The sequence below is a fragment of the Actinorectispora metalli genome, assembly GCF_056323685.1.
On the sequence record NZ_JBREYE010000001.1, the window covers coordinates 1,249,232 to 1,273,159 of the forward strand.

The window sequence follows — 23,928 nt, forward strand, 5'->3', positions numbered from 1 at the left end:
CGACGAGTCCGAATCCGTAGGCAGTGAATATCTTTCCGGTTACGGAACCGTAACCGGAACCTGGGACGGAGACTCTGCGTCTGAGCTAATGTGCACCGGGCGAATCACCTGACAACAAGACTGTGAGGTCATCCTCGGTGTGCGGTCGCGGCCTCCCCGCGATCGGCTTGTGCAAGTGTCATGAACGAACTCTGGGGGAGTTCGATGGGCGACAAGAGGTTGGACTTCCGCGTCCTGGGACCGCTCGAAGTTGCGGTCGACGGACAACCCATCGCGGTGGGCGGACCAAGACAGCGAACCGTGCTGGCCATGCTGCTGTTGTCACCGGACCGCGTGGTCTCGGTGAACAGCCTGGCGGAGGCGGTGTGGGGGGCCAGAGCGCCCGCCACGGTGCGCACCCAGGTCGCGATCTGCGTCGCGGCGCTGCGCAAGACGTTCAAGGAGGCGGGCTGCCGGGATGACGTGATCATCACGGCCTCACCCGGCTACCGGCTGCTCACCAGCGGCCACGACATCGACGCCGTCACCTTCGAACGCGACGTCTCAACTGCGGCCGAGGCCGCCCGCCAAGGCAGGAGCGCGGAAGCGGCCGACCTGCTCGAATCGGCGCTGAAGCTCTGGCGCGGCCCGGCGCTGGCCGGGGTCAGCGGGCATCCGGTGGAAACCGAGGCCGACCGGCTGGAGGAGCAGAAGCTGGTCGCCTACGAGCAGTGGACCGCGCTGCGCCTGGCGCTTGGCCAGCACCACAGCGTCATCGGCGAGCTCAGCACCCTGGTGCGGGAGAACCCCCTGCGCGAGCAGGCCAGGGCCAACCTCATGCTTGCCCAGTACCGCTCCGGCAGGCGGGCCGAGTCGCTGGAAACCTTCCGCGAGGGCCGCGCGCACTCCATCAACGAGTTCGGCCTCGAATTGGGCCCCGCGCTCCAGGAGTTGCAGGAAGCCATCCTGCGCGACGACCCCGCGCTGCTGGGCACCGTGGCCAAGCCGCCCACCCCGGTGGAAGCGACCACCCCGACGCCCGCCCAGCTCCCGGCGAGGGTGCCGACCTTCGTCGGCCGCGCCGTCGAACTGTCCGCTTTGGACGGTTTGCTGACCACAGTGGACGAAGGCAGCGAGCCCGCGGTGGGCTTCCTCACCGGCGGGGCGGGCACCGGCAAGACGGCGGTGGCCGTGCAGTGGGCGCACCATGCCGCCGCCCGCTTCCCCGACGGCCAACTGTTCGCCGACCTGCACGGCTACGACGCCGACCACGACCCGGAGCGCCCCGACGAGGTGCTGGCCAGCTTCCTGCGCGCCCTCGGCGTACCCGCCGAGGCCGTGCCCGCCGGGCTCGGCGACCGCAAGGCGCTGTACCGGAGCATGCTGCGGGGCAGGCAGGTCCTGGTGATCCTGGACAACGCGGCCTCGTTCGGCCAGATCCAGCCGCTGCTGCCCGCCGAAGGCCGCTGCTGCGTGATCGTCACCAGCCGAGGCCCGCTGGGCGGCATGCTGTGCTGCAACGGCGCCCGCCAACTGCACATCGACCCGCTGTCCGAACAGGACGCGACGTTCCTGCTGGACCGCATGGTCGGCGCCCACGTCGACCCGGCGGCCAAGGCTCAGGTCGTGCAACTCGCGGGCGGCCTGCCGCTGGCGTTGCAGACCATCGGCGCCATCCTGGCCGCGAAGCCGCACTGGTCGCTGACCCACCTGGCCAAGCGCCTCGCCGATCCGGTGCAGCGGCTGGACGTGCTCAGCCACGGCCGCCGGGGCCTGCGCGGCACGTTCGACCTGAGCTACCGCACCCTGGACCCCGACGCGGCCAGGATGTACCGCCACCTCGGCCTGCTCGAGGTCCCGCACTTCGCCGCCTGGGTCGGCGGCGCGCTGCTCGACACCACGGTCGCCGAAGCCGAACGCCTGATGGAGCAGTTGGTCGACGCCCGGCTGCTGGAGGTCAGCGGCGTCGACGCAACGGGCCTGATGCGCTACCGCATGCCGGACCTGCTGCGCCTGCACGCCAGGGAACGCCTGCACCGCGAGGAAAATCCCACCGACCAGCACGCCGCCAGCGACCGAGCCTTCGGCGCCTGGCTGACCCTGGCCCGCGAGGCCCTGATGATCGAATACGGCAAGACCACCTGGCCCACCGGCGATACCGGCTCCCGCTGGCACCTCGCCCAGCAGGAGGCCAAGGCGCTGGTCCACGACCCCAAGTCCTGGTTCGAGGTGGAGTGGCACACGATGGCCTCCGTCCTGGACAACGCGGGCCAACTCACCATCCCCGCCAACCGAACCGGCCCCGCCATCGGCCGCTGACACCTCCGATCGGTGCCCTGGGCCGGACGATCCTCCGACTCAGGGCACCGACACCGCTAAGTTGGACGCCGTGGCCGAACTCGTAGTGATCTACACCGATGGCGCGTGCAGCGGAAACCCCGGTCCCGGCGGGTGGGGCGCCGTGCTGCGCAGCGGCAGCCACTACCGGGAGATCCACGGCAGCGAGCCGACCACCACCACGAACAACCGCATGGAGCTGATGGCGCCGATCCAGGCGCTGGAAACGCTGAAGCGGCCGTCGGAGGTCAACCTCTACACCGACAGCACCTATGTCCGCGACGGCATCACCAAGTGGCTCCCCCGCTGGAAGCGCAACGGCTGGCAGACCACCACCAAGCAGCCCGTCAAGAACGTCGACCTCTGGCAGCGCCTGGCCGCCGCCTGCACCGTGCACACGGTGCACTGGCACTGGATCAAGGGCCACGCGGGCCACCGCGACAACGAACGCGCCGACCAACTCGCCGTCCAGGGCCTCAAGGACATCCTCGGCGCGACCGCAAGCCAACCGGGCGCCCGGCGCTAGCCCGTTACCGCATCGGACCAGGCCATAATGCCTTTAATAGGTCCATTTGGGTGATTCCCGGGCGGCGCGCGTCGCACAGACTCCACGGACAGGGGTCCGGTCGTGATGAAGTGATCATGGCCGGCGAATTCGTGACGTAGGGACCACAGGTGAAGAAGCTCATCGTTGCCGTTTCGGTGGCGGGGCTTGGCGCGGCTGGACTGCTGGCGCCACAGCTCGCGAACGCGGAGCCATCCGCGTTCGATGCCACCGCATCGACTGTCAAGTGGGAGCCGTGTGCCGAGGAGCCGCTGAAGGGGCGCGGCGCGGAGTGCGGCTTTGTCGAGGCGCCGCTCGACTACGACAGGCCTCAAGGCGAGAAGGTCCAGATCGCTGTCTCGCGCATCAAGCACAAGAGCGCCGAGGCTGACTACCAGGGTCCGATCCTGGTCAACCCGGGCGGACCCGGCGGCTCCGGGCTCACCATGCCGGTCATCGGCGAGCGGGTGCCGAACAAGGTCGGCGAGGCCTATGACTGGATCGGCTTCGACCCGCGCGGTGTCGGCGCCAGCAAACCCGCGCTGACCTGCGACCCGGACATCTTCACCTACAACCGCCCCGAGTACATCCCGCACAACAGGGAGATCGAGCGGGTCAACCTGGAGCGGGCCAAGGGCTACGCGGAGAAGTGCGGCAAGGCGGGCGGGAAGCTGCTCGAGCACATCAAGACGCTCGACAACGTCCGCGATATGGACACCATCCGCAAGGCGCTGGGCGTCAAGCAGATCAACTACTTCGGCTTCTCCTACGGCAGCTACCTCGGCCAGGTCTACGCCACGCTGTTCCCGCAGCACCTGCGTCGCGTCGTGCTCGACGGCGTGGTGGACCACCGGGACGTCTGGTACAAGGCCAACCTGAACCAGGATGTGGCGTTCGAGAAGGCCATCGGCATCTTCTTCGACTGGGTCGCCCAGTACGACAGCGTCTTCAAGCTCGGCAAGACCGGGCACGAGGTGCAGCGGCATTACTACGACGACAAGGCCGCGCTGGCCAAGAAGCCCGCCGAGGGCAAGATCGGCGCCAGCGAGTTCGCCGACCTGTTCCTGCCCGCCGGGTACTCCCAGCGCCGCTGGGACGGCATCGCCAAGGCCTGGTCCAACTGGGTGCACAAGAACGACGAGGCAGGTCTGAAGGCCGCCTACGACGCGGCCAACGGACCCGGCGACGACAACGGCTACGCCATCTACCTCGGCACGCAGTGCACCGACATCCAGTGGCCGCGACACTGGCAGACCTGGAAGCGGGACAACTGGCGCACGCACGAGAAGGCGCCGTTCTACACCTGGGCGAACGCCTGGTTCAACGCGCCGTGCCTGTACTGGCCTGCCAAGGCAAGCCGCCCGGTTCGGGTCAACCCGAAGGACGCGCCGCCGGTGCTGCTGCTCAGCGAGGAACTCGACGGCGCCACCCCGTACAACGGTGCGCTGGAGGCCCGCCGGATCTTCCCGAAGTCGGTGCTGATCAGCACCCCGGAGGGCACAACGCACTCCAACTCGCTGCGCGGCAACGCCTGCGTTGACAACCGCATCGCCGAGTACCTCAAGACCGGGGCGCTGCCCGAGCGCAAGCCTGGGCCCAACTCGGACCTCCAGTGCCAGGCCCTGCCGAAGCCGGTCCCGGCCGCGCCCAAGGCTGAGGCCCGCACGCTGAGTGCCGAGCACGACCCGACCGAGATCATCGGTCGTCGGTAACACCAACGTAGACAGGGGGGCGCCCGGGCGGGCGCCCCCCTGTCACGCGTCCAGGGTCAGTTCGAAGTGGACGGTGCGGCCGGTCCTGCCGCGCATCAGCCGGTGGGTCAGCGGCACCACGACCCCGTGCAGCACCGGGTACTTGCCCGCCAGCAGCCCGGCGGCGTGCCGGTACTCCTGCCCCGACAGCTGGCGCGCCCGTCCCCGCAGCGGCTCACCCGTCGCCCGGCCCCGGCCGGTGGACGGCGCAAGCTCCACCCGCTCGTCGTGCCGCAGCCGACGCGTTTTGAGGGACTTCTCGAAGCTGCGGAAGTAGGCGCGGTCACCGTCGACGGCGATGCTCACCGGTGTGCTGCCCGACCCGCCGTCGCGGCGGAACGTGGTGAGGCTGACCGTCTTTTGCCGCACGAACGGCGCCAGCGCGGGCTCGGCGGCGGTGCCGACCCGGCCGAGCACCCCGCCCAACACCCGGTACCGCAGCCACAGCGCGACCGCGACCAGCACCGACAGCAGCCCCAGCCAGACCGGCTGCCAGTGGTTGCCGCCAAGGTGCAGGTCCACGATGTGGTTCACCGTGTGCACCGTGTTGGCCACAAAGAAGCCCGCCAGCGCGGCGGCGAGCGCGTCGGACCAGATCAGGCCGAGCAGCAGCATCGTCCCGAGGCCCAGTTGGAACGCGCCCGCGTCGTGCAGGAAGTGCTGGTGGTATCCGAACTGCGCCCAGTCGGCGAAGGACCGGGAGTCGGCGAGCATCCACCCGCCGACCACCAGCATCATCAGCCCGGCCAGCACGGCCACTGTCACCACAAACCGCTGCATGGTTGTCCTCCCGAAAGTCGCTGCTGTGGGGAGGACGAGGCAGCCGGTGAGAACGTGACAGGCCCCCGCCACGGACGGGGGCCTGCCCGGTGTTCAGGCGCGTTGGGTGGGGATACCGTGCCAGCGGGTGCCCTGCTGGAGCGTTTCGCCCTTCATCAGCAGGGACAGCGGGCCGATCACGGCCCCGGCCTCGACCTCGGAGTCGTAGAGGATCACGCTCATGTTGCCCACCGAGGCGCTGTCGCCGATCTTCAGCGCCGATGACTTGAAGACGCGGTCCTCGAAGAGGTGGTTCTGCACCACGACGCCGTGGTTGAGCGCCGCGCCGTCACCGATCTCGACCAGGTCGAACTCGGAGAACAGCGTGGTGGCCAGGTAGGTCCGCCTTCCGATGCGGCAGCCCATGGCCCGCAGCAGCGGCGCGGCGAACGGGGTGCCGAGAAACTGCGCGACGACCGGCGCGGTGACCGATTCGTAGGCGCCGTTGACCATCTCGTTGAGCCACACGTACGGCGACCACAGCGGTTTGATCTCCGGCTTGTACGTGCCCATGACGGCCTTCTTCAGTACTGCGACGGCGAGGGCGGAGAGTACGCCGCAGACGAAGCCCGCCACAGGTGCGACGGCCAGCATGGCGACCAGGCCCTGGCTTTCGTGTACCAGGAACAGGATCAGCGCGAACAACGCCGCCGACGCCAGCCCCAGGTAGTAGGGGATGAGCACCCGCAGGCCGTCGATCACGCCTCGGTGCAGGTACAGCCTGCGGGTGGGCGTGAAGGTGAGCGTCGGATCGAAGTTGCCGACCTTCACCCGGTGGGTCAGGGCGAACGACGGTGAGCCCAGCCACTCGGTGCCGTCGGGGACGTCCCCCGGCGGCGGGATGGACTGCACACCGAGCAGGCAGTTCTCACCCAGTCCTGCGCCCACCGGCAGGATCGCGCTGTTGCCGACGAAGCTGCGCCTGCCGATGCGGTTCACCGCGACCCGGCACAGCCCGCGGTGGCAGCGCCTGCCGCCGATGATCGAGCCGTCGGCGAAGAAGCTCTCCGCCTCGATGTCGATCAGCTCCGGCGCGAAGCTCCACACGGTGGAGATCTCCGCGCGTGGCCCGATCCTGGCGCCCATCAGCCGCAGCAGCGGCGGCAGGTAGAGCGTGGTGTAAACCGGAAGCAGGGCGGCCCTGCTGCCCGCCATCAGCCCGTCGGACAGCCATTTCCGCAGGTAGGACAGGCTCAGCACGCTGTAGGTGCCGGGCTTGACGCGGCCGAGGATCAGCCGTTTGACCGCCGCGAGGTACAGGCAGTACAGGATCACGTGCACCGGTACCGCGGCGATGGTGGCCAGGGTGCCGAGCACCGGTCCACCGAAGTGGAACCCGAGCCACACCGTGCCGAGGAACGCCAGGCCCGGCACCACGCCCACCACGATCGCCATCACCTCGACCGCGACCAGATGGGCCAGGCCGAACACCACGCGCCGCGAACGGGAATGCGCGGCCCCGCCGGTGGGCAGGTCGACCTCGGAGGGCCGGGCGGGTGCGCCCGCGCGGCCCTCGCCCGCGGGCACGGTGTCCTCGTCGGGCAGCAGCGACTGGTCGTCCAGGGCGCTGTCGTCACCCATCCGCACGTTCAGGCCCAGCGCGGAGTGGATGCCGACGAAACAGCGGCTGCCGATGTCCACCCTGCCCAGCCGCAACAGACCGTTCTCGACGCGGCAGCCCAGCAGTTGGGTGCCCGCGCCGATGCTGGTGTCGTCGCCGATGCCGACCAGGTCCCAGGCGGAGACCTGCACGGTGTCCAGCGTGCAGCGGGCGCCGACCTTGGCGCCCATCGCGCGGTAGTACAGCGGCAACAGCGGCGTGCCGCTCAGCGCGGCGGCACCGGACAATGCACCGATCCGGTTCACCAGCCACCAGCGGAAGTAGTAGAACCCCCACAACCGGTGATCACCTGCCCGGTACCGGCCGATCAGCAGCCATTTCGCCGCGATCGAGAACACCAGCAGCACGGGCCAGGTCAGCAGGCCAAGCGCGAGGGACCAGCCGAGGAACGACACCGTCGTGACGGTCCCCCTGACCCAGCCGAGCCCGAGCACGAACACCAGCGCGAGCGGCGTGCCGACCATCGCGAAGATCAGATAGGTGGACAGCGCCTGGAGAGTCGGGGTGAGTACCCGCCTGCGAGCGGGCTCCCCCGCCCCCGAGGCCATGCCCGCCGCGGGCTGCCCGCCGGGGCCGTCCATCGGGTCGTCCATCGACTCCACCCGCGCCGCGAGGCTCCGCACCGTGGGGTACTGGTACGCGTCCCGCACGGTGACGGGCTGCGCGATCCGTTCCCGCAGCATGGTCGCCATCCGGGCCGCCACCAGCGAGTGGCCGCCGAGGTCGAGGAAGAAGTCGTCCTCCACCGAGACCGCGGGCAGGCCGAGGACATCGGCCCAGGCCGCGGCGATGATCTTCTCCAGCTCGGTGTCCGGTTCGACCACGACCCTGGACGTGCGCACGAGCGCGGCATTCGGCGCGGGCAGCGCTCGGCGGTCGATCTTCCCGCTGGTGGTGCGGGGCAGTTCGGGCAACACGTCGAGGTAGCCGGGAACCATGTAGGGCGGCACCCGGGATTCCAGCAGGCACAGGATCTCGTCGCGGTCCAGCTTTCCCGACGGGGAGGCGAGAACCACGTACGCGGCGAGTTCCTGGAGTCCGTCCTTGTCGACCAGTCCGACGCTCGCGGACCGAATCTGCGGGTGTTCCAACAGGATCGACTCGATCTCGGCGAGTTCGACCCGGTAGCCGCGGATCTTCACCTGGCCGTCCATGCGGCCGAAGAACTCCAATTCGCCGTCGGGATTCCACCGGACAAGGTCGCCGGTGCGGTATTGGCGTCCGTCCGGGCCGTCCAGGAAACGCTCGCGGGTCAACTCGGGCTGCGCGACATAACCGCGTGCCAGCGTGGCCCCGCCGACAAGCAGTTCGCCCTGCTGCCCGTGCGGCACCGGCCGCAGGTCCTCGTCCACAATGGAGATGCCGTATCCCCGCAGCGGCCTGCCGATGGTGACCGGTCTGCCCGGAACGCATTCGGCGACGGTGGTGTTGACGGTGGCTTCCGTTGGTCCGTAGACGTTCAGGATGCGCAGATCGTCGCGGGCCCACCGCTGCACCAGTTCCGGCGGGCAGACCTCCCCGCTGAGCACCACCGTCCGCAGACTCGGCACATCCTCGGCGATGGTGGTCAGCATGGTCGGCACCGTGGAGAAATAGGTGATTCCCAGCTTCCGCAGATACTCGCCGAGGTCATCGCCGAAACGCGGCGCGTCCCGTTCGGGCACGACCAGCGTGGAGCCGTTCGAGAACGCCATCCAGATCTCCTCGACCGAGCCGTCGAAACTCAGCGAGAAGCCTTGGTAGACACGGTCTTCCGGCCCGGTCGCGCATTCGGCGTTGAAGGCGTCCACGAACAGCGAGACGTGCCGGTGTTCGGCCATCACGCCTTTCGGCCTGCCGGTGGTTCCCGAGGTGTAGATGACGTAGGCCAGATCCGCGGGCGACACCCCTGATTCGGCCCGATCCAGCCGGGTGTCCGGGAGCATGTCGATCTCGGGCCGGTCCTCGTCCAGGACCGAGATCTTCGCCCCGGTGAAGTACCCCTCAGCCCGCTCGGACAGTGCCCGTTCCGTGAGGCACAGCGATATCCCCAGCTCATCGACTATGTGCTGGATCCGCTCGCCGGGGTAGCTCGGATCGATCGGCACGTAGGCGACACCGGACTTGTGGCAGGCCAGGATCGCGACGACGGGCAACTCGGACCGCTCGAAATAGAGGGCGACGAAGTCACCGGGTCCCATTCCGTACTGTCGTATCCAGCGAGCCAGCCGATTTGCTTTCCGGTCGAGCTCGGTATAGGTGAGAACCGTGTCGCCACAGATCAGCGCGGGCCTTTCCGTGGATTTGTCTACTTGTCTTTCGAATAATTCATGAAGGCAGAGTTCGCCCATGCGACTCAAATGAAGCACTCCCTCCGTGCACACTCTATTCGCGCCCAGAAACCCCCCGGGGGCGCTAAAGCCCACGATCATCGGAGTAGCCACCACCAGCAATCCACCGGCCGGTCGACCGCCATCCGGTCGCCCGCCACTCGGGTGTACCGAAGGGAACCGATGGATGAGTGCGGTTCTTACGAAGCTCCCAATCGAGTTTCCTCCGACAAAACGACAATTGGACGTTTCAGCACACTGATTGTGGAAACAATCGAACCGCTCCACGGACATAAGTGCCGCAGCCTGCCCAAACAACACTTAACGATCGGTTGTGAATCCACTTATGCCTGCGTTGGAATTCCGTAATGCATCTCCACCAAATCGTGTCATGCCAGTGCAGGATAGGACGTCAATAATGTGAAACATGTGAATTGTCGCCACAGAATTGCGGTAACACGTCAGTTGCTACCCGCCACAAGGAGTAACGCCGCACATCGGTCTCTCCCCCTCCAGTCCTCGACGGGCCACGGGCAGCACGTTTCCCACTCGGATCGGCGCCTGCGGCCACACACCGCGTTGATCCGCCAGACCGATTGCCGAAACCGTCAAACGCCGTCGACGACGCAATTCGGCGCCCGCGCCGCATCGGCGAAGAAGCTGAATAAGAAATGGTGCGGATTCAGCGATCCAACGGCGTTACCCGGAAGTCCCAGTGGCCGAAACCGGGCGCGTCAAGTCGTAGACCGTGGTGTCGTCCACTGTGGATGACGTGAAGTTGCGGGCCACCCATTCGGCGATGCGCTGGGCGGCGTCGCTGCCGCCGGTGTCGACCGTCATCGGCATCGCCTCGCCGAGGAAGTAGCGGATCCGGCCCGCCGCGACGTGTTGTTGGAACTGCTCCAGCGTCGGCGCCGGATCGGTGCCGTTGAACCCGCCGACGGCCATCACCGGACGGCCCGAGGCCAACTGGTGGCTCGCCGCCGGGTTGGCGCCCACGGTGGCCGCCGCCCAGCGGTACCCGTCCGTGTTCTTCAGCAGCGACACCAGCCCGTCGCCGGGCGTGTGCCCGCTGAGCAGGCCGCCCATTCCGCCGCGCGTCCCGCCCTGCGATACCCCGCCCGGCCCCATGATCACGATGCCGCCACCGCGCGCCCCGAGACCGGGCCCCGCGGCGGGCAGCGCGCCCGAATGCGTCGTGGCCGCGGTCGCGACGGTGTACGCGCCGCTGCCCGCCACCACGGCGACCAGGGCCAGCACCGCCACCCCGGGACGGGCCTGCCGCGGCAGCCCGTCCACCACCGCGACCAACACGGCGGCAACACCGGCGAGGACAAGCACGGTGACCCCGAGCCACGGCAGCCACTCGTACTCGCGGTCCAGCAGCAGATACGCCGTCACCCCCGAAAGCCCCACCCCGCCCGCGAGCAGCCCCACCGCCACCGGATGGCTCCGGGAACGCCACAGCGGCGGCGCCGCCAACCCCACCAGCGCGGCGACGGCGGGCGCGAGTGCCACCGTGTAGTACGGGTGGATGATCCCCCGCATGTAGCTGAACACCCCTGCGGTGACCACCAGCCAGCCGCCCCACACCATGGCGCTCGCGCGCAGCGCATCGGTCCGCGGCCGCCGCCAGGTCAACCAGACCAGCGCGCCGAGACCCAGCACCGCCGCCGGGAGCAGCCACCCGATGCCGCCCGCCATCTGCCCGTCCAGCAGCCGCGCCCAGCTTCCTGAGCTCATCCCGCCGCCGAGGCTGCCCACTTCCTCACCGGTGAGCCGCCCGACGCCGTTGTAGCCCAGGGTGAGCTCGAGGATGCTGTTGCGCTGAGAACCCCCGATGTAGGGCCTGCTCGCCGCGGGCCACAACTCCACCGCCGCCAGGTACCAGCCCGCGGACACCACCAGGGCGCCCAGCGCCCCGCCCAGGTGCAACACCCGCCGACCCACCGAGACCGGCGCCGCGACCAGGTAGGCCAATCCGAACGCGGGCAGCACCAGAAATGCCTGCAGCATTTTGGTCAGGAACCCGAACCCCACCGCGGCCGCCGCCAGCGCCAACCACCACGGGTTGCCCCGCTGCACCGCCCGCACCGTGCAGTAGGCCCCGATCACCAGCAGCAACACCAGCAACGCGTCGGGATTGTTGAACCGGAACATCAACGCCGCCGCGGGCGTGAGTGCCAACAGCGCGCCCGCCAGCAGCCCCGCGCCCGCGCCGCCGACCCGCCGCACCGCGGCATGCACCACCGCGACCGAGGCGACCCCCATCAGCGCCTGCGGCACCAACACGCTCCACGCGTTCAGGCCGAAGAGCCGCACCGACAGCCCCATCACCCACAGGGCGGCGGGCGTCTTGTCCACGGTGATCGCGTTCGCCGGGTCGGTCGCCCCGAAAAACCAGGCCCGCCAACTTTCCGCACCCGCCTGGGCGGCCGCCGAGTAGTAGGCGTTGGCCCACCCCGAATCGCCCAGCTTCCACAGATAGAGCACCCCAGTGGCAACGAGCAGACAAATCAGGGCGGGCCGCACCCATCCCGCGTCACGGTCGGTCATGGCCCTCACCGTGGCCCCGGTACCTAGGCCACCGCTGAGCCCTCCCTGTGAGCGGGCTGTGCCCGGGCCGACCACCGCACCAAGCCCGCCAGAGGTGGTCGGCCGGGACTCACACTTCCGCCTTCACCGCCACGGCCAGCCTGCGGAACAGGGCGGCCATATCGTCAGGGCAGTCGTCGAGCTTGCCCGCCAGCGCCTCACAGGCCAGCTTGGCCGCCCTGGTGAGGAGCCGGTCCTTGGGCGGCTCGAGGTAGTAGTGGAACTGCAGGATCTCCAGCGGTGCGGCCGCAGCGACCAGCACGTGGTCGGGGACGACATCGAGCCAGGTGTCGAAGCCCGAGGCGTCCATCATGTCCCTGACCGCGGCCCGCACCAGCGAGTGGTCGATGTCCTTGTCGCGTCGAAGCAGCATGTGCTTTTCCGCTCATGCTTCCTTGTAGATGATGGGCGTGTAGGTCGCCAGCCGCTTGAAGTCGCGGTACGCGGTCTCATAGTCCTTGTTGAACACCAGGAACGTCCCCCCGTTGTCGATCAGCGAGGCGCCGTCGGCGATGACATCGCCCGGTGCCACCTTCCACTTCATCTCCACCCGGCTCTCAAGCTCGGGCTCCACCAGCTTCTCGATCACGCCCGCGCGCTTGGGGATCACACCGTCGTAGCAGTAGATCTGCTCCTGGTCCCACGGATGGCTCTTCAGGCCAGCCTCGATCTCGAAGGCCAGGTTGAGCAGCGCCACCTGGTAGTTGATCTGCATGCCCGCGAGCCCGGCCAGGCCCTTGAACCGCGCGCCGACCTCGAGGAAGACGAGTTCGTCCGCTTCGGTGTGGAAAAGCTCCAGGTGACACGCGCCGTCCAGCCAGCCGAGCGCGGCCAGCACCTGCTCGGTGAACTTGATCATGCGCGGCACCCGGGGGTCGCTGTCGATCAGGTTGATGTCCGCGTTGGGCCTGCACTCGTCCTGCACCTGGGTGGAGTTCACCAGGTACTCGGTGACGCCGCCGAAGATCGTCTTCTGGTCCTTGGACACCAGGTTGACGCTGAACATCGTGCCCTTGATGAACTCCTCGTACTCATACGGCCGACCGAGGTCCGCGGGCAGCGCGGCGAAGTCGTCGAACGAGCTGATCTTGTACACCCCGTCCGCGGAGGCGGCGTCGGTGGGCTTGAGGATGAAGGGCAGACCGACATCGGCGACGATGGCGTCCATGTACTGGGCCTGGTTCTCCGCGAACCGCGCGGGCTCGAACAGGCCGAACTTGGGCACCCGCAGGCCCGTGCCCGCGAGCTTCTCCTTCATCAGGCACTTGTCCCGGTACGGCAGCAGGTCGTTGTAGGTAGGACCCGGCAGCCCCAACTCCTCCCGCATGGAGCCGACCAGCAGCAGGTTCCGCTCGTCGAAGGAGTGCAGCGTGAGGTTCTCGGGACCGACCTCGGCGAAGACCTCGCGCACGATCGCCCGCGTCGCCGCCTCATCCACAATGGACGATTCGGTGTAGGAGGCGCCCGGCTTGCCACAAGGCACGGTGTGGATGCGGTGGAAGTAGGCGCGTTCCTCGGCGGTGACGTTCTTGGCGTCCTCCTCGGCGAAGATGCCGATGAACCGCACGCCGTCCGGGTCGATGAGCAGATCGTGGCGGAACACCCCGAAGCCACGAGTGGACACTACGATGACTGTTTTCATTGTTCCTTCACAGACTTTCCGGCTGGGTAGTGGACAACGCGGTGGCGGCGGCTTTGCGCTCGGCAACGCGCCTGGACATCCGCTCGAGCACCGCCGTCAACGGAATCGCCAGCGCGCTCAGTGCGAGCAGGAAGATCATCGGCAGGGTTGCCGACAGGGCCAGCAACGCGGTCAGGATCGTCGGCGCCACGACCTCACCGACGGTCCAAGAAAGCTGGTATACGGCGAGGTAGCGGCCGCGAATGTGCTTGGGGGCGAAGGAGACGCTGAGATTGTCGATCACCGGCAGCCCCACCATCTCGCCGAAGGTGAAGACGAGCATTGCGAGCACGAGCCCGGCGATCACGATCTCGTCGGGTGCGACGTAGAGCAGCGCGAAGATCGCGAAGGCGATCGCATTGAGCAGTGCGCCCAGCGCGAGAGCCCTGGTCGTCCGCATCGGCTCGATCTGCCTGCTCGTCTTGGTCTGCATCAGGGCGACCTGCACGGTGTTGAGCACCAGCAGCGCACCCGCGATCCAGGCGTCCAGCTTGAGCGCCTCCACGATGTAGATCGCGAGCAGGATCTTGATCAGCATCTGCGCGAACACCATGGAGACGTTGACCAGCATGAGCACCGCGTAGCGCCGGTCCCGCAACACCGTCATGTACCGCGCGGGCTCCAGTTCGGCGGGCTCCGCCGCGGTCGCGGCGGGCTCGGGAGCGTGCTGCGGCGGTCGCCACCACAGCAGCAGGCAGGCGGCCAGCACGAAGCTCACCGCGTTGCCGACCACGATGATGTGCAGTCCGGACACGTCGCCGATTGAGACGGCGAACGCGCCGAGGGCGCTGCCGATGCCCATGCCGGAGTTGCGCAGCGCGTGCACGAACCCGAACCAGCGGGTCCTGCGGTCCTCCGGTGAGGCCAGCGCGACCAGCGCCGCGTTGGAGGTCCAGTACGTGGTGTGGCCGACCTGCACCAGGAACACCACGAGCACGATGGACCACAGCTGGTCGGCGAACAGGAAGCCGACGTATCCCACGGTGGAGATCAGGTTCCCGCCCGCGGCCACCCGCTGCGCGCCGTAGCGGTCCAGCAGCGGGCCGACCGTGACCGAGGTCGGCAGCGCGAGCATCCTGGCGGCGGTCATGGCGACGCCGATCAGCGGCAGCGACACCTCGGTGGTCTTGGCGAAGTAGATGACGGTGAACGCCAGGATCAGGCCGGTGCCGATGCTGTCGATGCTCGCGGCGGAGACGAACTTGCCGTTGCCGGTCAGGCTGGGGATGCCCAGCCTCGACCACAACGGCTCACGCTGCTGCTGTCCGGTGGTCACGCCGCCCCCTCGCCGGTCACGATGCGGACCTTCGCCGCCAGCGTCTCGCTCAGCCGCACGGCCTCCGCCACGTCCTTGGCCCGCACCAGGATCTGGCCCGGCCGGTCGAAGTTGTCCCGCACATCCCGGACCTCGCCGCCGACCGCGGCGCTGACCTCCAGGTCGATCACGTCCGGATGGCCGCGCACCTCGTCGACACCCTCGACCGCTCGGACGGTGCCGGGTGCCGCGGCCAGGAAGCGGGTCGCCGCCGCGTCCCGGGGAGCGGGCCGCAGCGGGAGTTCGGGCACCAGGCCGAAGGGCAGCCCGACCGCGTACTGCTCGAGGTCGATGTCGTAGACCGCCCGCACTAGGTCCATGATCCGGTCACCGGCGACCCGGTCGTGCGACTCGATGATGCGGGGGCCCGCCGAGGTCAGCTTGAGCTCGGTGTGGGAAACCCCGTCGCGGAGTTCCATGGTGTCCAGGAACGCGCTCACGTAGTCGGCGATCTCGTCCGCGGCGGGCACGTCCGCCGGCATGGCGTGCCCGATCTCGATGGTGGCATCGGTCAGCTTCTGCGTGATCGCGATGATGCTGTGCTTCCCGGCGGAGGAAAACGCCTCGACGCTGTACTCGGGACCGTCCAGGTAGTACTCGGCCAGGTAGCGGTCCACCGGGTAGAACGTCGCCATCGGCAGGTCGTCCCTGCCGCGCAGGGCGCGGGCCTGCTCCCACACCCGGTCGATCTGCTCTGGCCCGTCGATCCGGCTCACTCCGCGGCTGGCGGTGCCGTCCGCGGGCTTGAGGATGAACGGATAGCCGTGTTGCGCACCGAACGCGCGCAGTTCCTCGGCGTCGGTCACCACCTCGGCGGGCACGTCCTCGAAGCCCGTCTCGGCGAGCCTGCGCCGCATCGCCCGCTTGTCGTGGAAGCGGCGCGCGACTTCATACGAGGTGCCCGTCAGGCCGAGCAGATCGTTGATCCGCCCGACCAACTCCATCGCCTGTTCGACCAGGGAGACGACGCGGGTGAAGCCGTAGGCCTCGTGGGCGGCCCGCACGATCGGCTTGGTGAGCTCCCAGTCCAGGTAGTCGACCAGCAGCAGCGCGTCAGCGGCTTCCGCTTGGCCCGGCAGAAGCCGCTCCTTGTGTTGCAGCAACACCACCCGCAGACCCAGTTCCTTGGCTTTCTGTACGGCTTGGAGCCGTCCCCCGATGATGAGAATCGTCTTCACAGCAGGAACTTCCTTCTCATGAGCTTTCCTCCGCCAGCCAGGAATTGAGCAGAAAACGGTCGATGGAGTCCGGGCGGCCCAGGGGACGGCCGTTCTGGGCACGCTCACGAAGCTCCGCGCGGGTGAACCACCGCGCGTCCAGCAACTCGGCCTCGTCCACCCGAATCTCGTCGGACAGGGCGGCTGCCCGGAAGCCCAGCATCATTCCCGCCGGGAAGGGCCAGGCCTGGGAGGCCTGGTAGTTCACGGTGCCGACCTGGACGCCCGCCTCCTCGGCCACTTCACGGCGAACCGCGTCCTCAAGGCACTCCCCCACCTCCACGAAACCGGCCAGGGTGGAGTAGGAGTTCTCCGTCGCTCCCCGGTGCCTGCCGAGCAGACACCGGTGCGGCTGTTCGGCCGAGGTGACCACCACGATCACCGCGGGCTCGATGCGGGGGAACAGCAGCTTTCCGCAGTGGGTGCCAAGGCATACCCGCAGGTGGCCGCCGTTGCGGCTCTCGGTGCGGTCCCCGCAGGCCCCGCAGAACCGCTGGTTGCGGTTCCAATGCGTAATGCCGCGGGCGTAGCCGAGCACAGCGGCCTCATCCGGTGACAGCACGCCGATCAAGGCGCGGACGTCACCGACGGCATCTGCCCCCGCGAGGGAGATCGCCGCGGCCTCGTCATGCGACGACAGGTCCGCGGCGAACACCCCGATCTCACCGTCCAGTCCCAAGAACACGACCTCGCCCGCCGCGGCGACCGCGTGCCCGTGCTCGCCGGTGAGCGTGACCGGTTCCGGCGTCTCCGGGGAGGAGACCAGGCACTGGTCACGCCACAGCGGAACGACACGCGCATCGCCACGGGCCAGCAGCGCCGCTGTCCACTGTGGATCGTCGCGGCGGGCGGAAGCTCGGTCGAGCGCCATCCCGTTGTAGAACAGCCTGCTCTCGGGACGCAGGACGGGCCTAACGGTCATCTGGTTGGTCCTCCACGGTGGTGCTGAAGTGACCGCTTACCGCGTCGTAGAGCGCTTCAACGAGAATGTCGAGCGCCGTAATGAGATTCGACTCGGTGATGGTCAGCGGAGGGATGAGCTTAATGACTTCCCCTTCTCGGCCACAGGTTTCCACAATCAGGCCGCGCTGGAAGCACAATTCGGAAAGTTTCGACGCCGAGGCCTCGGTGCCGCTGAGGTCGATTCCCCAGAGCAACCCGGTGCCGCGTACCACCGCGGAGAAGCGCTCGACAATGTGCCGTTGCAGGTAGTCGGCGACCAACGTGCTCTTGCGTGCGACGTCGGCCATGAGCGCGTCGTCGGACCAGTAGGTGCGCAGCGCCGCCGCCGCAGTGACAAACGCGAGCTGATTCCCGCGGAAGGTTCCGTTGTGCTGACCGGGCCGCCAGATGTCGTGCTCCGGCTTGATCAGCAGAATGGACATTGGCAGCCCGTAGCCGCTGATGGCCTTGGACAACGTGATGAGGTCAGGCTGGATGCCCGCCCGCTCGAACGAGAAGAACGTCCCCGTGCGGCCACAGCCTGCCTGGATGTCGTCCACGATCAGCAGCACCTGGTTGCGGTCGCACCAGTCCCGCAGGGCCCGCAGGAACTCGTCGGGCGCGAGGAACACACCGCCCTCGCCCTGCACCGACTCGATTATCACGGCAGCGGGCTTTTCCGTGCCCGAGCTGGGATCGGCGACCAGCCGGTTCAGCAGGTCGATGGTGTCGTAGCGACCCAGCGGCGAATCGGGATAGGGCAGGTGCGTGGTGTCCGGCAGCACCCCGTGCAGGCCCTGCCGGTAGTAGTCCGACGAGGTCACGGCCAACGCTCCCGTGCTGACCCCGTGGAACGCGCCGCTGAAGGACACGATGTTGTTGCGCCCGGTGACCAGTCGGGCCAGCTTCAACGCGGCTTCCACCGCGTTGGCCCCCGAGGGGCTGCAAAACTGGATTCGGTAGTCGAGCCCGCGCGGCGCGAGGATCAGACTGTCGAACTGCTCGAGGAAATCCAGCTTCGCGGGCGTGAACAGGTCGAGGCCGTGGGTGAGCCCGTCGCTGTTCACATAGTCCAGCAGGGCCCGTTTCAGCGGCTCCGGATTGTGGCCGTAGTTCAGCGTGCCCGCGCCGGAGAGGAAATCGATGTACCGCTCCCCGGTCGCGCTGTAGAGGAAATCTCCCTGCGCCTTGCTGAAAGACACCGGGAACGACCTCGAATACGACCGGACGGCGGATTCGTTCGTGTCGAAAACGGCTGCGATATCGGCGGTCTGGCTCACCGTCCTCACCTCCGTTCTCGCGCTGATACGAGGTCCTTGCCGATGTACTCGGAGAACGCCACCACGTTGTTGTCGTTCTTCCCGAGCGGAACCCCGTTGAACAGGACCTTCTCGCGGGCGGCCAGCGCCTTGCGGTGCACCTCGGACGCGGTGTCCGCGACGACGATGAACATCCCCACGATGTCAAGCTGATCGGCCCGGCCGGACAGCTGCTGCCCGATCTCCTTGGTGGGCCTGGCCGCGATGGCCTCCGGCGGGAACTCCAGCGAGACTAGCTCGGTGGCACCCGGCGGCGGCAGCACCAGCATCTCGGCCGCGTACCTGGTCTCTCCCTCGAGCACCGAGAGATCCGGTTCCTGCGCGCAGGCGACGTCGGTCAGCAGTTTCTCGAACGGAATGCCGAGCGCCTCGCCGAAGGTGACCACCGAGGCGAAACCGGAGAACCGGACGTTGAAGTCGATCAGCTCGACGGTGCCGTCCTCGTCGACCATCACCTCCATGTGGGTGGCCCCGTGCCGCACGTTCAGCGACCGGTGGATGGCCTCGGACGCCGCGACAAGCTCCGGCAGCCGGGGGTGGTGGTAGGGGAAGTACATGCCCTGCTCCACCACCGGGTCCTTGGCCAGCACATACCGGCCGTTCAACCCGACGAAGTTGACCTTCCCGTCGGTGACGAGGGACTCCACGGACAGCAGTTCGCCCTTGGCCAGGCCCTCGACCACGAAGTCGCCCTGCCTGCGGATGTAGTCCCGCATCAGCGGGTTGACCACCTCGCCCTGCGCGGCCTGCTCCGAGGCCGCCCGCAACTCGTCCAGATCGGACACCACGTAGCAGAGCGCGCTGCCCGTTCCGTGCACCGGCTTGACGATGGCGTCCCCGGGGAACGGCCATTCCGTCCAGGCCAGCGCCTCGGTGAGCGAGGCCGAGGTGAGCGCGGACAGCCCTTCCGCGTACAGCTTCCTGCGGACCTTGGCCTTGTCCAGGATGTCGCGGGTGCCGTCCCACCCGTTGTTCGGCAGGCCTGCCCGCTCCCGCACCACGGCCTCGAAGGGCAACGTCGGCTCGAAGACCGAGTACGTGCCCGCGATGTCGTGGTCCCGGCCGAGCGAGTCGAGGATCTCCCACAGTTGGGGGGTGTCGGCCCACTCGTCGATCTTGATGAGCCGGTCCACCAGCCCGTCCGGGACCGTGAACGGGCCCGAGGTCTTCAGCGGGTCGTGGTTGAGCGCGATGATCTCGTAGCCGCGGGCCTTGGCCTCCTTCGCCACGAGCACCATGGCATTCATCAGTTCGAAGAGGACGAACGCCTTTGTCATGCCACCGCTCCGTTTTCTAGTTGCCTGCCCTGATGCACCTCGAGGCCAGCACCGATATCGGACCGGTAGCGCATGCCAGGGAAATTGATCTTGGACACGTGTCGGTAGGCCACCTCGCGCGCCTCATCGAGGTCGGCACCCACCCCGACGACGTGCAAGACCCGCCCGCCACAGCTCGCGGGCACGCCTTCGGCGTCCGTACGCAGGTTCGCGTAGAACACCGTCGCCTCCGAGTCGGTCACCGCGTCCAGCCCCGTCACCTGCTGTCCGGTGGTGTACTCCCCGAACGGCCAGCCCGAGTCCGGGTCGTGGCCCTCCAGCGCACCCTGGACGAGGGCGACCGAGCAGCGCCGCAGCCCGTCGGTCTGCAACGACTCCCGACGCAGGTCTCCGGCGAGCACCGCCCGGCACACGGCGAGGAAGTCGTTGCGGACGCCGGGCAGCACCACCTCGGCCTCGGAGTCGCCGAACCGCGCGTTGATCTCGAACACCTTCGGCCCGTCCGCGGTGAGCATGGCACCGAGGTAGACGAAGCCGGTGAAGTCCAGCCCCTCCGCCCGCAGTCCCCGCAGCAGCGGCTCCACCAGCAGCGAGCGCAGGTATTCGCGCATATCCGGCGAGTCGGCGGGGTGCGGTGCGACCGAGCCCATCCCGTCGCAGTTCTTGCCCTGATCGCCCTCAAGCGTGCGCTTGTAGTCAAGGGCGGTCGGGAACACCATCGCGCTGTGCCCGTCCAGCAGCGCGAAGACCGAGATCTCCGTGCCGCGCAGCCGCTCCTCCACGACCACCGCGAAGTCCGCGCCGTGCTCGGCGGCGAAGCCCTCGATCGCCGCCTCGGCCTGCGCGGCCGAATCGCAGACGACCGAGCCGTCGCCGTCGGGCGTGAGCCGGTCGATCTTGACCACGCACGGCCGGTCCAGCGCACGGACATAGGCCACCGCCTCGACGGGGTCGGTGTAGACCCGGTGCTCGGCGACGGGAATGCCGTGGTCGACGCAGAACTGCTTGCCCCTGGCCTTGCTCACCTCCAGCGCGGCGGCCGCCGCGCTGGGACCGATCACCCGGTATCCGGCCGCGCGCAACTGGTCGACGTAGCCGATGGCGAGTGCGTCGATGTTGGAGACGAACACCAACTCCACCGGGTTGTCGGCCAGGAAGCGCAGCGCGGTGCCGGGATCGGTGAGCGAGATCGCGGGCACGGGCACGATCCGCTCCTGCCCGATCACATCGCAGCCAGGCCCGTAGAAGACCGTGACCGCCGGGTTGGTGCGGGTGAAGAGGTCACAGATGGCGTGACCCCGACCCGTGCCGTCGATGACGAGAACCCTGTTGTCCGCGCTCGTGGTCACCCCGCTCACCCGACCAGTACCGGCGTGCTGGGTTTCGAACGCTCGGGCTCCCAGCCGACGACGCTGTTGCCCACGTACACGTGCTCGAACAGGCCGCCCCAGACCTCGTAGTACCGGTCGGAGCCGCCAACCACGTCCTCGTTGCGCACATACGGCGAGTTCGCCCAGTCGCACTTGGGGCGGATGTGGTGCAGGTCGTGCTGCACGGTGTCGCCGACCAGAACGAACATCCGGTACGGCGAGTAGACGGTCAGCATCCGCAGCCACCACCCCGACCACAGCGAAAGCCGCTGCATCGCGGTCGCACCCGCGGTGTCCGGGATCGACTCGCCGCAGAAGCGGCCGAAGGTGAGCTGGTCACGCTGCACCTTGGTCAACCGCTCGGCGTTGTCGTACAGCCACCAGCGGTGCTCGCTGAGGGTGTAGAGCAGGGTCTGGTTCTGGAAGAAGAACGTCGCCGGGATGAACCAGAGCAGCAGGTACTCCAACCACCAGCCGGTCATCGCCAGCAGCGTGATCGTGCCCGCCAGGAAGATCACGGACATCACGAACCGGTAGGGCTGCTGCCGCGGCGTGAGGTTCGCCTTGATCCGGCTGGAGAAGAAGCTCCAGTGGTGGCGGGGAGAGAACACCGCCCCGAGCAGGTACCGGTTGAACTCCCGCTTGGTCATCCCCGGACGCGCGCCGGTGGACTGCAAGTACAGGGTGTCGCCGTCCTTCAGAGAGCACGGGTAAGCGTGGTGCAACAGGTGCTCTTCGCGGTTCGGGTTGTACGGCGGACGCCAGGTGATGGTCGTGATGATCTCACTGACGATCCGGTTGCCGAGGTTGCTCGGGGTGAACATCCGGTGCAGGGTCTGGTGCACCACAACGACATCCAGCCTGCGCAGGCCACCCCCGATGGCGGGCCACAGCAACAGCAGAGCGGGCAGCGAGACGTAGAGCGGCAGTTCGTTGAGTGCGTAGGCGCCGATCGCGATGGCGACGCTGGTCTGCACGATGCCCGCGATCAAGGCGAGCACCGGACGCCAGCGAACCTTCGGCCGGGTCCCCTCCAGCGGGACGCCCGTCACCCATGTCAAAAACGGCTGAACAATTCCAGGCAAACCGCGCATCGTTTCGCGTGGTTGCACTTTTCCTCCCCAGTGATAGTTCTGCCGGGTCGCGGCAGAATCGGACTTCGACGGCCGTGCTACGAGTCGGCGGCGCCGCCGAAAAGGGCCACGTTGGTTTCGTGGGTCATGTCTTTGCTGAGGTCGGATTCGTTGACCAGCGTCATGTTCACGATGGTGCGGCGGCCTTCACCGCGGATCGGGTAGACGCGGTGCATGGTGGTGTTCGTCTTGACCAGGTAGGCATCACCCGGCTCCAGCGCGTACGAGCGGACCTGGCTGGCGATCAAAGCCCCGTGGACGTCGGGGTTCTCCTTGTCCCACGAGGTGTGCGGAACCGCCTGGACGAAACCGCCCTCGCGGTAGTTCGGCGCCTCCAGGATCAGGATCAGCCCGTAGGTGTAGTCGTCCCAGTGCCAGCCGTGGGTGTCGCCGGACTTCATCAGCCTGCTGACGACGTAGTGCTCACCGGCGTAGGGGCAGGTGTACATCTTCTCGCCGACGATCTTCGAGAGGAACTCGAGCAGGATCGGCGAGAAGTAGAACGCGTCGATCAACGGACCGTGCTTCTTCACGATCGGCTGGCCCGCGGTCGTCATGCTGCGGGGTGTGCCGTCGGTGATCTCGAAGACGAGGTCGTGCGACTTGCCGAAATCGTCGATGATCTTGCACGCTTCCTGCCGAATCGCCTCGAGCAGGTCGGGCGGGCAGAAACCACGGAGCGGGACAACGTGCTCCTCGGTGTACTGCTCCCGCAGCTTGCGCAGCACGTCGTCGCCGAAGTTCGCCTCGACATGCGCGGTCATCAGGCCGCTGACGTCGGCTTTGGTGATACCCGCGACGGTTGTCGTTGCCTCCATCATGATCCTGCCTCCACATCGTTGTCAGTGCGTTGGAAAGCCATCGCGTGCACGGTGAAGCGGTCTCCCTCGAAGACCGCGCTGCCCGCCTGCTGCAACCGCAGCAGCTGGCTGAGAAGCTGCTCCCGGTGCTCGGCGTAGGCCAGCATCGGGATGTCCATCTCGAAGATCTCCAGCGTCCTGGCCTGGAAGCCCTTCGCCTCGAGTTCCCGCGTGGTGCGGGCGACGTCGGCGAGCGAGGAGTGCGCCATGATCAGGGTTCCGCCGGGGTTGAGCAGTTCGTCGACCCGGTCCACGATCACGTCGTAGAGCGCGCGGCCGTTCTCGCCTGCGACCAGCGCGGTCTCCAGGCCCTCCGTCTGCTCGTAGCAGGGGTCGTAGGGGAAGTGCGGCGGGTTCGACACGATCACGTCGAAACGCCGATCCGGTGAGTAGTCGGCCAGATCCGCGCTGACACAGGACAGCCTGCCGAGGTCGAGGTTGTTCAGCGCGACGTTGGCGGACGTCACCTGCGCCGAGGCTGCGTTGATGTCCAGCGCCGTCACGTGGGAGGCACCCGCCTGCAGCAGCGCCACCGTGTAGAGGCCAGACCCGCAGCCGATGTCCAGGGCGGTCACGCCCGACAGGTCCGGGGCGTCCGGGTTGCCCAGCGCGGTGACGACGCTCAGCCCGCAGTCGGTGGGAAAGAGCACCTCGGTCGGGTCCGGAACCTCGATGCGCAGCACCTTGCCCCGAAACTCGCACAGTCCGTAGGACGGTCGCACGGCCCACAGCGAGCCGTTCTGACCGGCGGGCAAAACACGGCGCCGCGGAGCCAAGGAAACATCACTGGTCATATTCGATCGGCCTTTCATGCCCACCAGAACAACCCCCAGCCGAGAGGGTTGACACGGAAGTAAAG

17 protein-coding genes are annotated in these 23,928 nt (G+C 67.9%); 3 read left to right on the forward strand and 14 right to left on the reverse strand.

Going from position 1 to position 23,928, the window contains the following annotated elements:
* Nucleotides 1-204: 204 nt before the first annotated feature.
* The 3 genes from ACU6XJ_RS05705 to ACU6XJ_RS05715 all read left to right on the forward strand — a co-directional run bounded on the left by ACU6XJ_RS05705 (nt 205) and on the right by ACU6XJ_RS05715 (nt 4,572).
* A complete protein-coding gene (locus ACU6XJ_RS05705; RefSeq protein WP_476307359.1) occupies nt 205-2,298 on the forward strand; it encodes an AfsR/SARP family transcriptional regulator in 2,094 nt (697 codons plus the stop codon).
* Between the two features lie 70 nt (nt 2,299-2,368).
* Nucleotides 2,369-2,842, forward strand: a complete 474-nt coding sequence (rnhA, locus tag ACU6XJ_RS05710) for a ribonuclease HI (protein ID WP_476307360.1) — start codon at nt 2,369-2,371, stop codon at nt 2,840-2,842.
* Nucleotides 2,843-2,991: 149 nt separating this feature from the next.
* Nucleotides 2,992-4,572, forward strand: a complete 1,581-nt coding sequence (locus ACU6XJ_RS05715) for an alpha/beta hydrolase (protein WP_476307361.1) — start codon at nt 2,992-2,994, stop codon at nt 4,570-4,572.
* A gap of 42 nt (nt 4,573-4,614) precedes the next feature.
* On the opposite strand, the gene ACU6XJ_RS05720 is transcribed toward ACU6XJ_RS05715, so the two are convergent.
* The 14 genes from ACU6XJ_RS05720 to ACU6XJ_RS05785 all read right to left on the reverse strand — a co-directional run bounded on the left by ACU6XJ_RS05720 (nt 4,615) and on the right by ACU6XJ_RS05785 (nt 23,824).
* Nucleotides 4,615-5,391 (reverse strand): PPOX class F420-dependent oxidoreductase, encoded by a 777-nt coding sequence (locus tag ACU6XJ_RS05720; protein ID WP_476307362.1) that lies wholly within the window; start codon nt 5,389-5,391, stop codon nt 4,615-4,617.
* Nucleotides 5,392-5,484: 93 nt separating this feature from the next.
* Nucleotides 5,485-9,654, reverse strand: a complete 4,170-nt coding sequence (locus ACU6XJ_RS05725; RefSeq protein WP_476307363.1) for a Pls/PosA family non-ribosomal peptide synthetase — start codon at nt 9,652-9,654, stop codon at nt 5,485-5,487.
* A 405-nt stretch (nt 9,655-10,059) separates the two neighbouring features.
* Nucleotides 10,060-11,916, reverse strand: a complete 1,857-nt coding sequence (locus tag ACU6XJ_RS05730) for an ArnT family glycosyltransferase (protein WP_476307364.1) — start codon at nt 11,914-11,916, stop codon at nt 10,060-10,062.
* Nucleotides 11,917-12,025: 109 nt separating this feature from the next.
* Nucleotides 12,026-12,328 (reverse strand): hypothetical protein, encoded by a 303-nt coding sequence (locus tag ACU6XJ_RS05735; protein ID WP_476307365.1) that lies wholly within the window; start codon nt 12,326-12,328, stop codon nt 12,026-12,028.
* 12 nt (nt 12,329-12,340) lie between these two features.
* Nucleotides 12,341-13,579: an ATP-grasp domain-containing protein gene (locus ACU6XJ_RS05740; RefSeq protein ID WP_476307366.1), complete on the reverse strand. Its 1,239-nt coding sequence runs from the start codon at nt 13,577-13,579 to the stop codon at nt 12,341-12,343.
* Between the two features lie 25 nt (nt 13,580-13,604).
* Nucleotides 13,605-14,912, reverse strand: a complete 1,308-nt coding sequence (locus tag ACU6XJ_RS05745; protein ID WP_476307367.1) for an MFS transporter — start codon at nt 14,910-14,912, stop codon at nt 13,605-13,607.
* Nucleotides 14,909-16,129 (reverse strand): ATP-grasp domain-containing protein, encoded by a 1,221-nt coding sequence (locus ACU6XJ_RS05750; protein WP_476307368.1) that lies wholly within the window; start codon nt 16,127-16,129, stop codon nt 14,909-14,911. Before ACU6XJ_RS05750 ends, ACU6XJ_RS05745 begins: the two co-directional genes overlap by 4 nt.
* 16 nt (nt 16,130-16,145) lie before the next feature.
* On the reverse strand, nt 16,146-17,090 hold the full coding sequence (gene nudC / locus ACU6XJ_RS05755; RefSeq protein WP_476307369.1) for an NAD(+) diphosphatase: 945 nt from the start codon (nt 17,088-17,090) through the stop codon (nt 16,146-16,148).
* Nucleotides 17,080-18,390 carry a diaminobutyrate--2-oxoglutarate transaminase gene (gene ectB, locus ACU6XJ_RS05760; protein WP_476307370.1) on the reverse strand — a complete coding sequence of 437 codons (1,311 nt, stop codon included), beginning with the start codon at nt 18,388-18,390 and terminating at the stop codon, nt 17,080-17,082. The genes nudC and ectB overlap by 11 nt, the downstream gene beginning before the upstream one ends.
* 5 nt (nt 18,391-18,395) lie before the next feature.
* Nucleotides 18,396-19,706, reverse strand: a complete 1,311-nt coding sequence (locus ACU6XJ_RS05765; protein ID WP_476307371.1) for an ATP-grasp domain-containing protein — start codon at nt 19,704-19,706, stop codon at nt 18,396-18,398.
* On the reverse strand, nt 19,703-21,055 hold the full coding sequence (gene purD, locus ACU6XJ_RS05770) for a phosphoribosylamine--glycine ligase (protein ID WP_476307372.1): 1,353 nt from the start codon (nt 21,053-21,055) through the stop codon (nt 19,703-19,705). Before purD ends, ACU6XJ_RS05765 begins: the two co-directional genes overlap by 4 nt.
* Nucleotides 21,056-21,060: 5 nt before the next feature.
* Nucleotides 21,061-22,077, reverse strand: a complete 1,017-nt coding sequence (locus tag ACU6XJ_RS05775; protein WP_476307374.1) for a fatty acid desaturase — start codon at nt 22,075-22,077, stop codon at nt 21,061-21,063.
* A gap of 170 nt (nt 22,078-22,247) precedes the next feature.
* Complete coding sequence (locus ACU6XJ_RS05780) at nt 22,248-23,030, reverse strand: HalD/BesD family halogenase (RefSeq protein WP_476307375.1); 783 nt, start codon at nt 23,028-23,030, stop codon at nt 22,248-22,250.
* Nucleotides 23,027-23,824, reverse strand: coding sequence for a methyltransferase (locus ACU6XJ_RS05785; protein WP_476307376.1), 798 nt, complete (start codon nt 23,822-23,824; stop codon nt 23,027-23,029). Before ACU6XJ_RS05785 ends, ACU6XJ_RS05780 begins: the two co-directional genes overlap by 4 nt.
* Between the last annotated feature and the right edge of the window lie 104 nt (nt 23,825-23,928).

What these genes read in the sequence shown, in the direction of transcription:
- ACU6XJ_RS05720 (WP_476307362.1), bottom strand. Translation starts at nt 5,391, where the DNA reads ATGCAGCGGTTTGTGGTGACAGTGGCCGTGCTGGCCGGGCTGATGATG.
- ACU6XJ_RS05780 (WP_476307375.1), bottom strand. Translation starts at nt 23,030, where the DNA reads ATGATGGAGGCAACGACAACCGTCGCGGGTATCACCAAAGCCGACGTC.
- ACU6XJ_RS05725 (WP_476307363.1), bottom strand. Translation starts at nt 9,654, where the DNA reads ATGTCCGTGGAGCGGTTCGATTGTTTCCACAATCAGTGTGCTGAAACG.
- ACU6XJ_RS05730 (WP_476307364.1), bottom strand. Translation starts at nt 11,916, where the DNA reads ATGACCGACCGTGACGCGGGATGGGTGCGGCCCGCCCTGATTTGTCTG.
- ACU6XJ_RS05705 (WP_476307359.1), top strand. Translation starts at nt 205, where the DNA reads ATGGGCGACAAGAGGTTGGACTTCCGCGTCCTGGGACCGCTCGAAGTT.
- ACU6XJ_RS05735 (WP_476307365.1), bottom strand. Translation starts at nt 12,328, where the DNA reads ATGCTGCTTCGACGCGACAAGGACATCGACCACTCGCTGGTGCGGGCC.
- nudC (WP_476307369.1), bottom strand. Translation starts at nt 17,090, where the DNA reads ATGACCGTTAGGCCCGTCCTGCGTCCCGAGAGCAGGCTGTTCTACAAC.
- ACU6XJ_RS05765 (WP_476307371.1), bottom strand. Translation starts at nt 19,706, where the DNA reads ATGACAAAGGCGTTCGTCCTCTTCGAACTGATGAATGCCATGGTGCTC.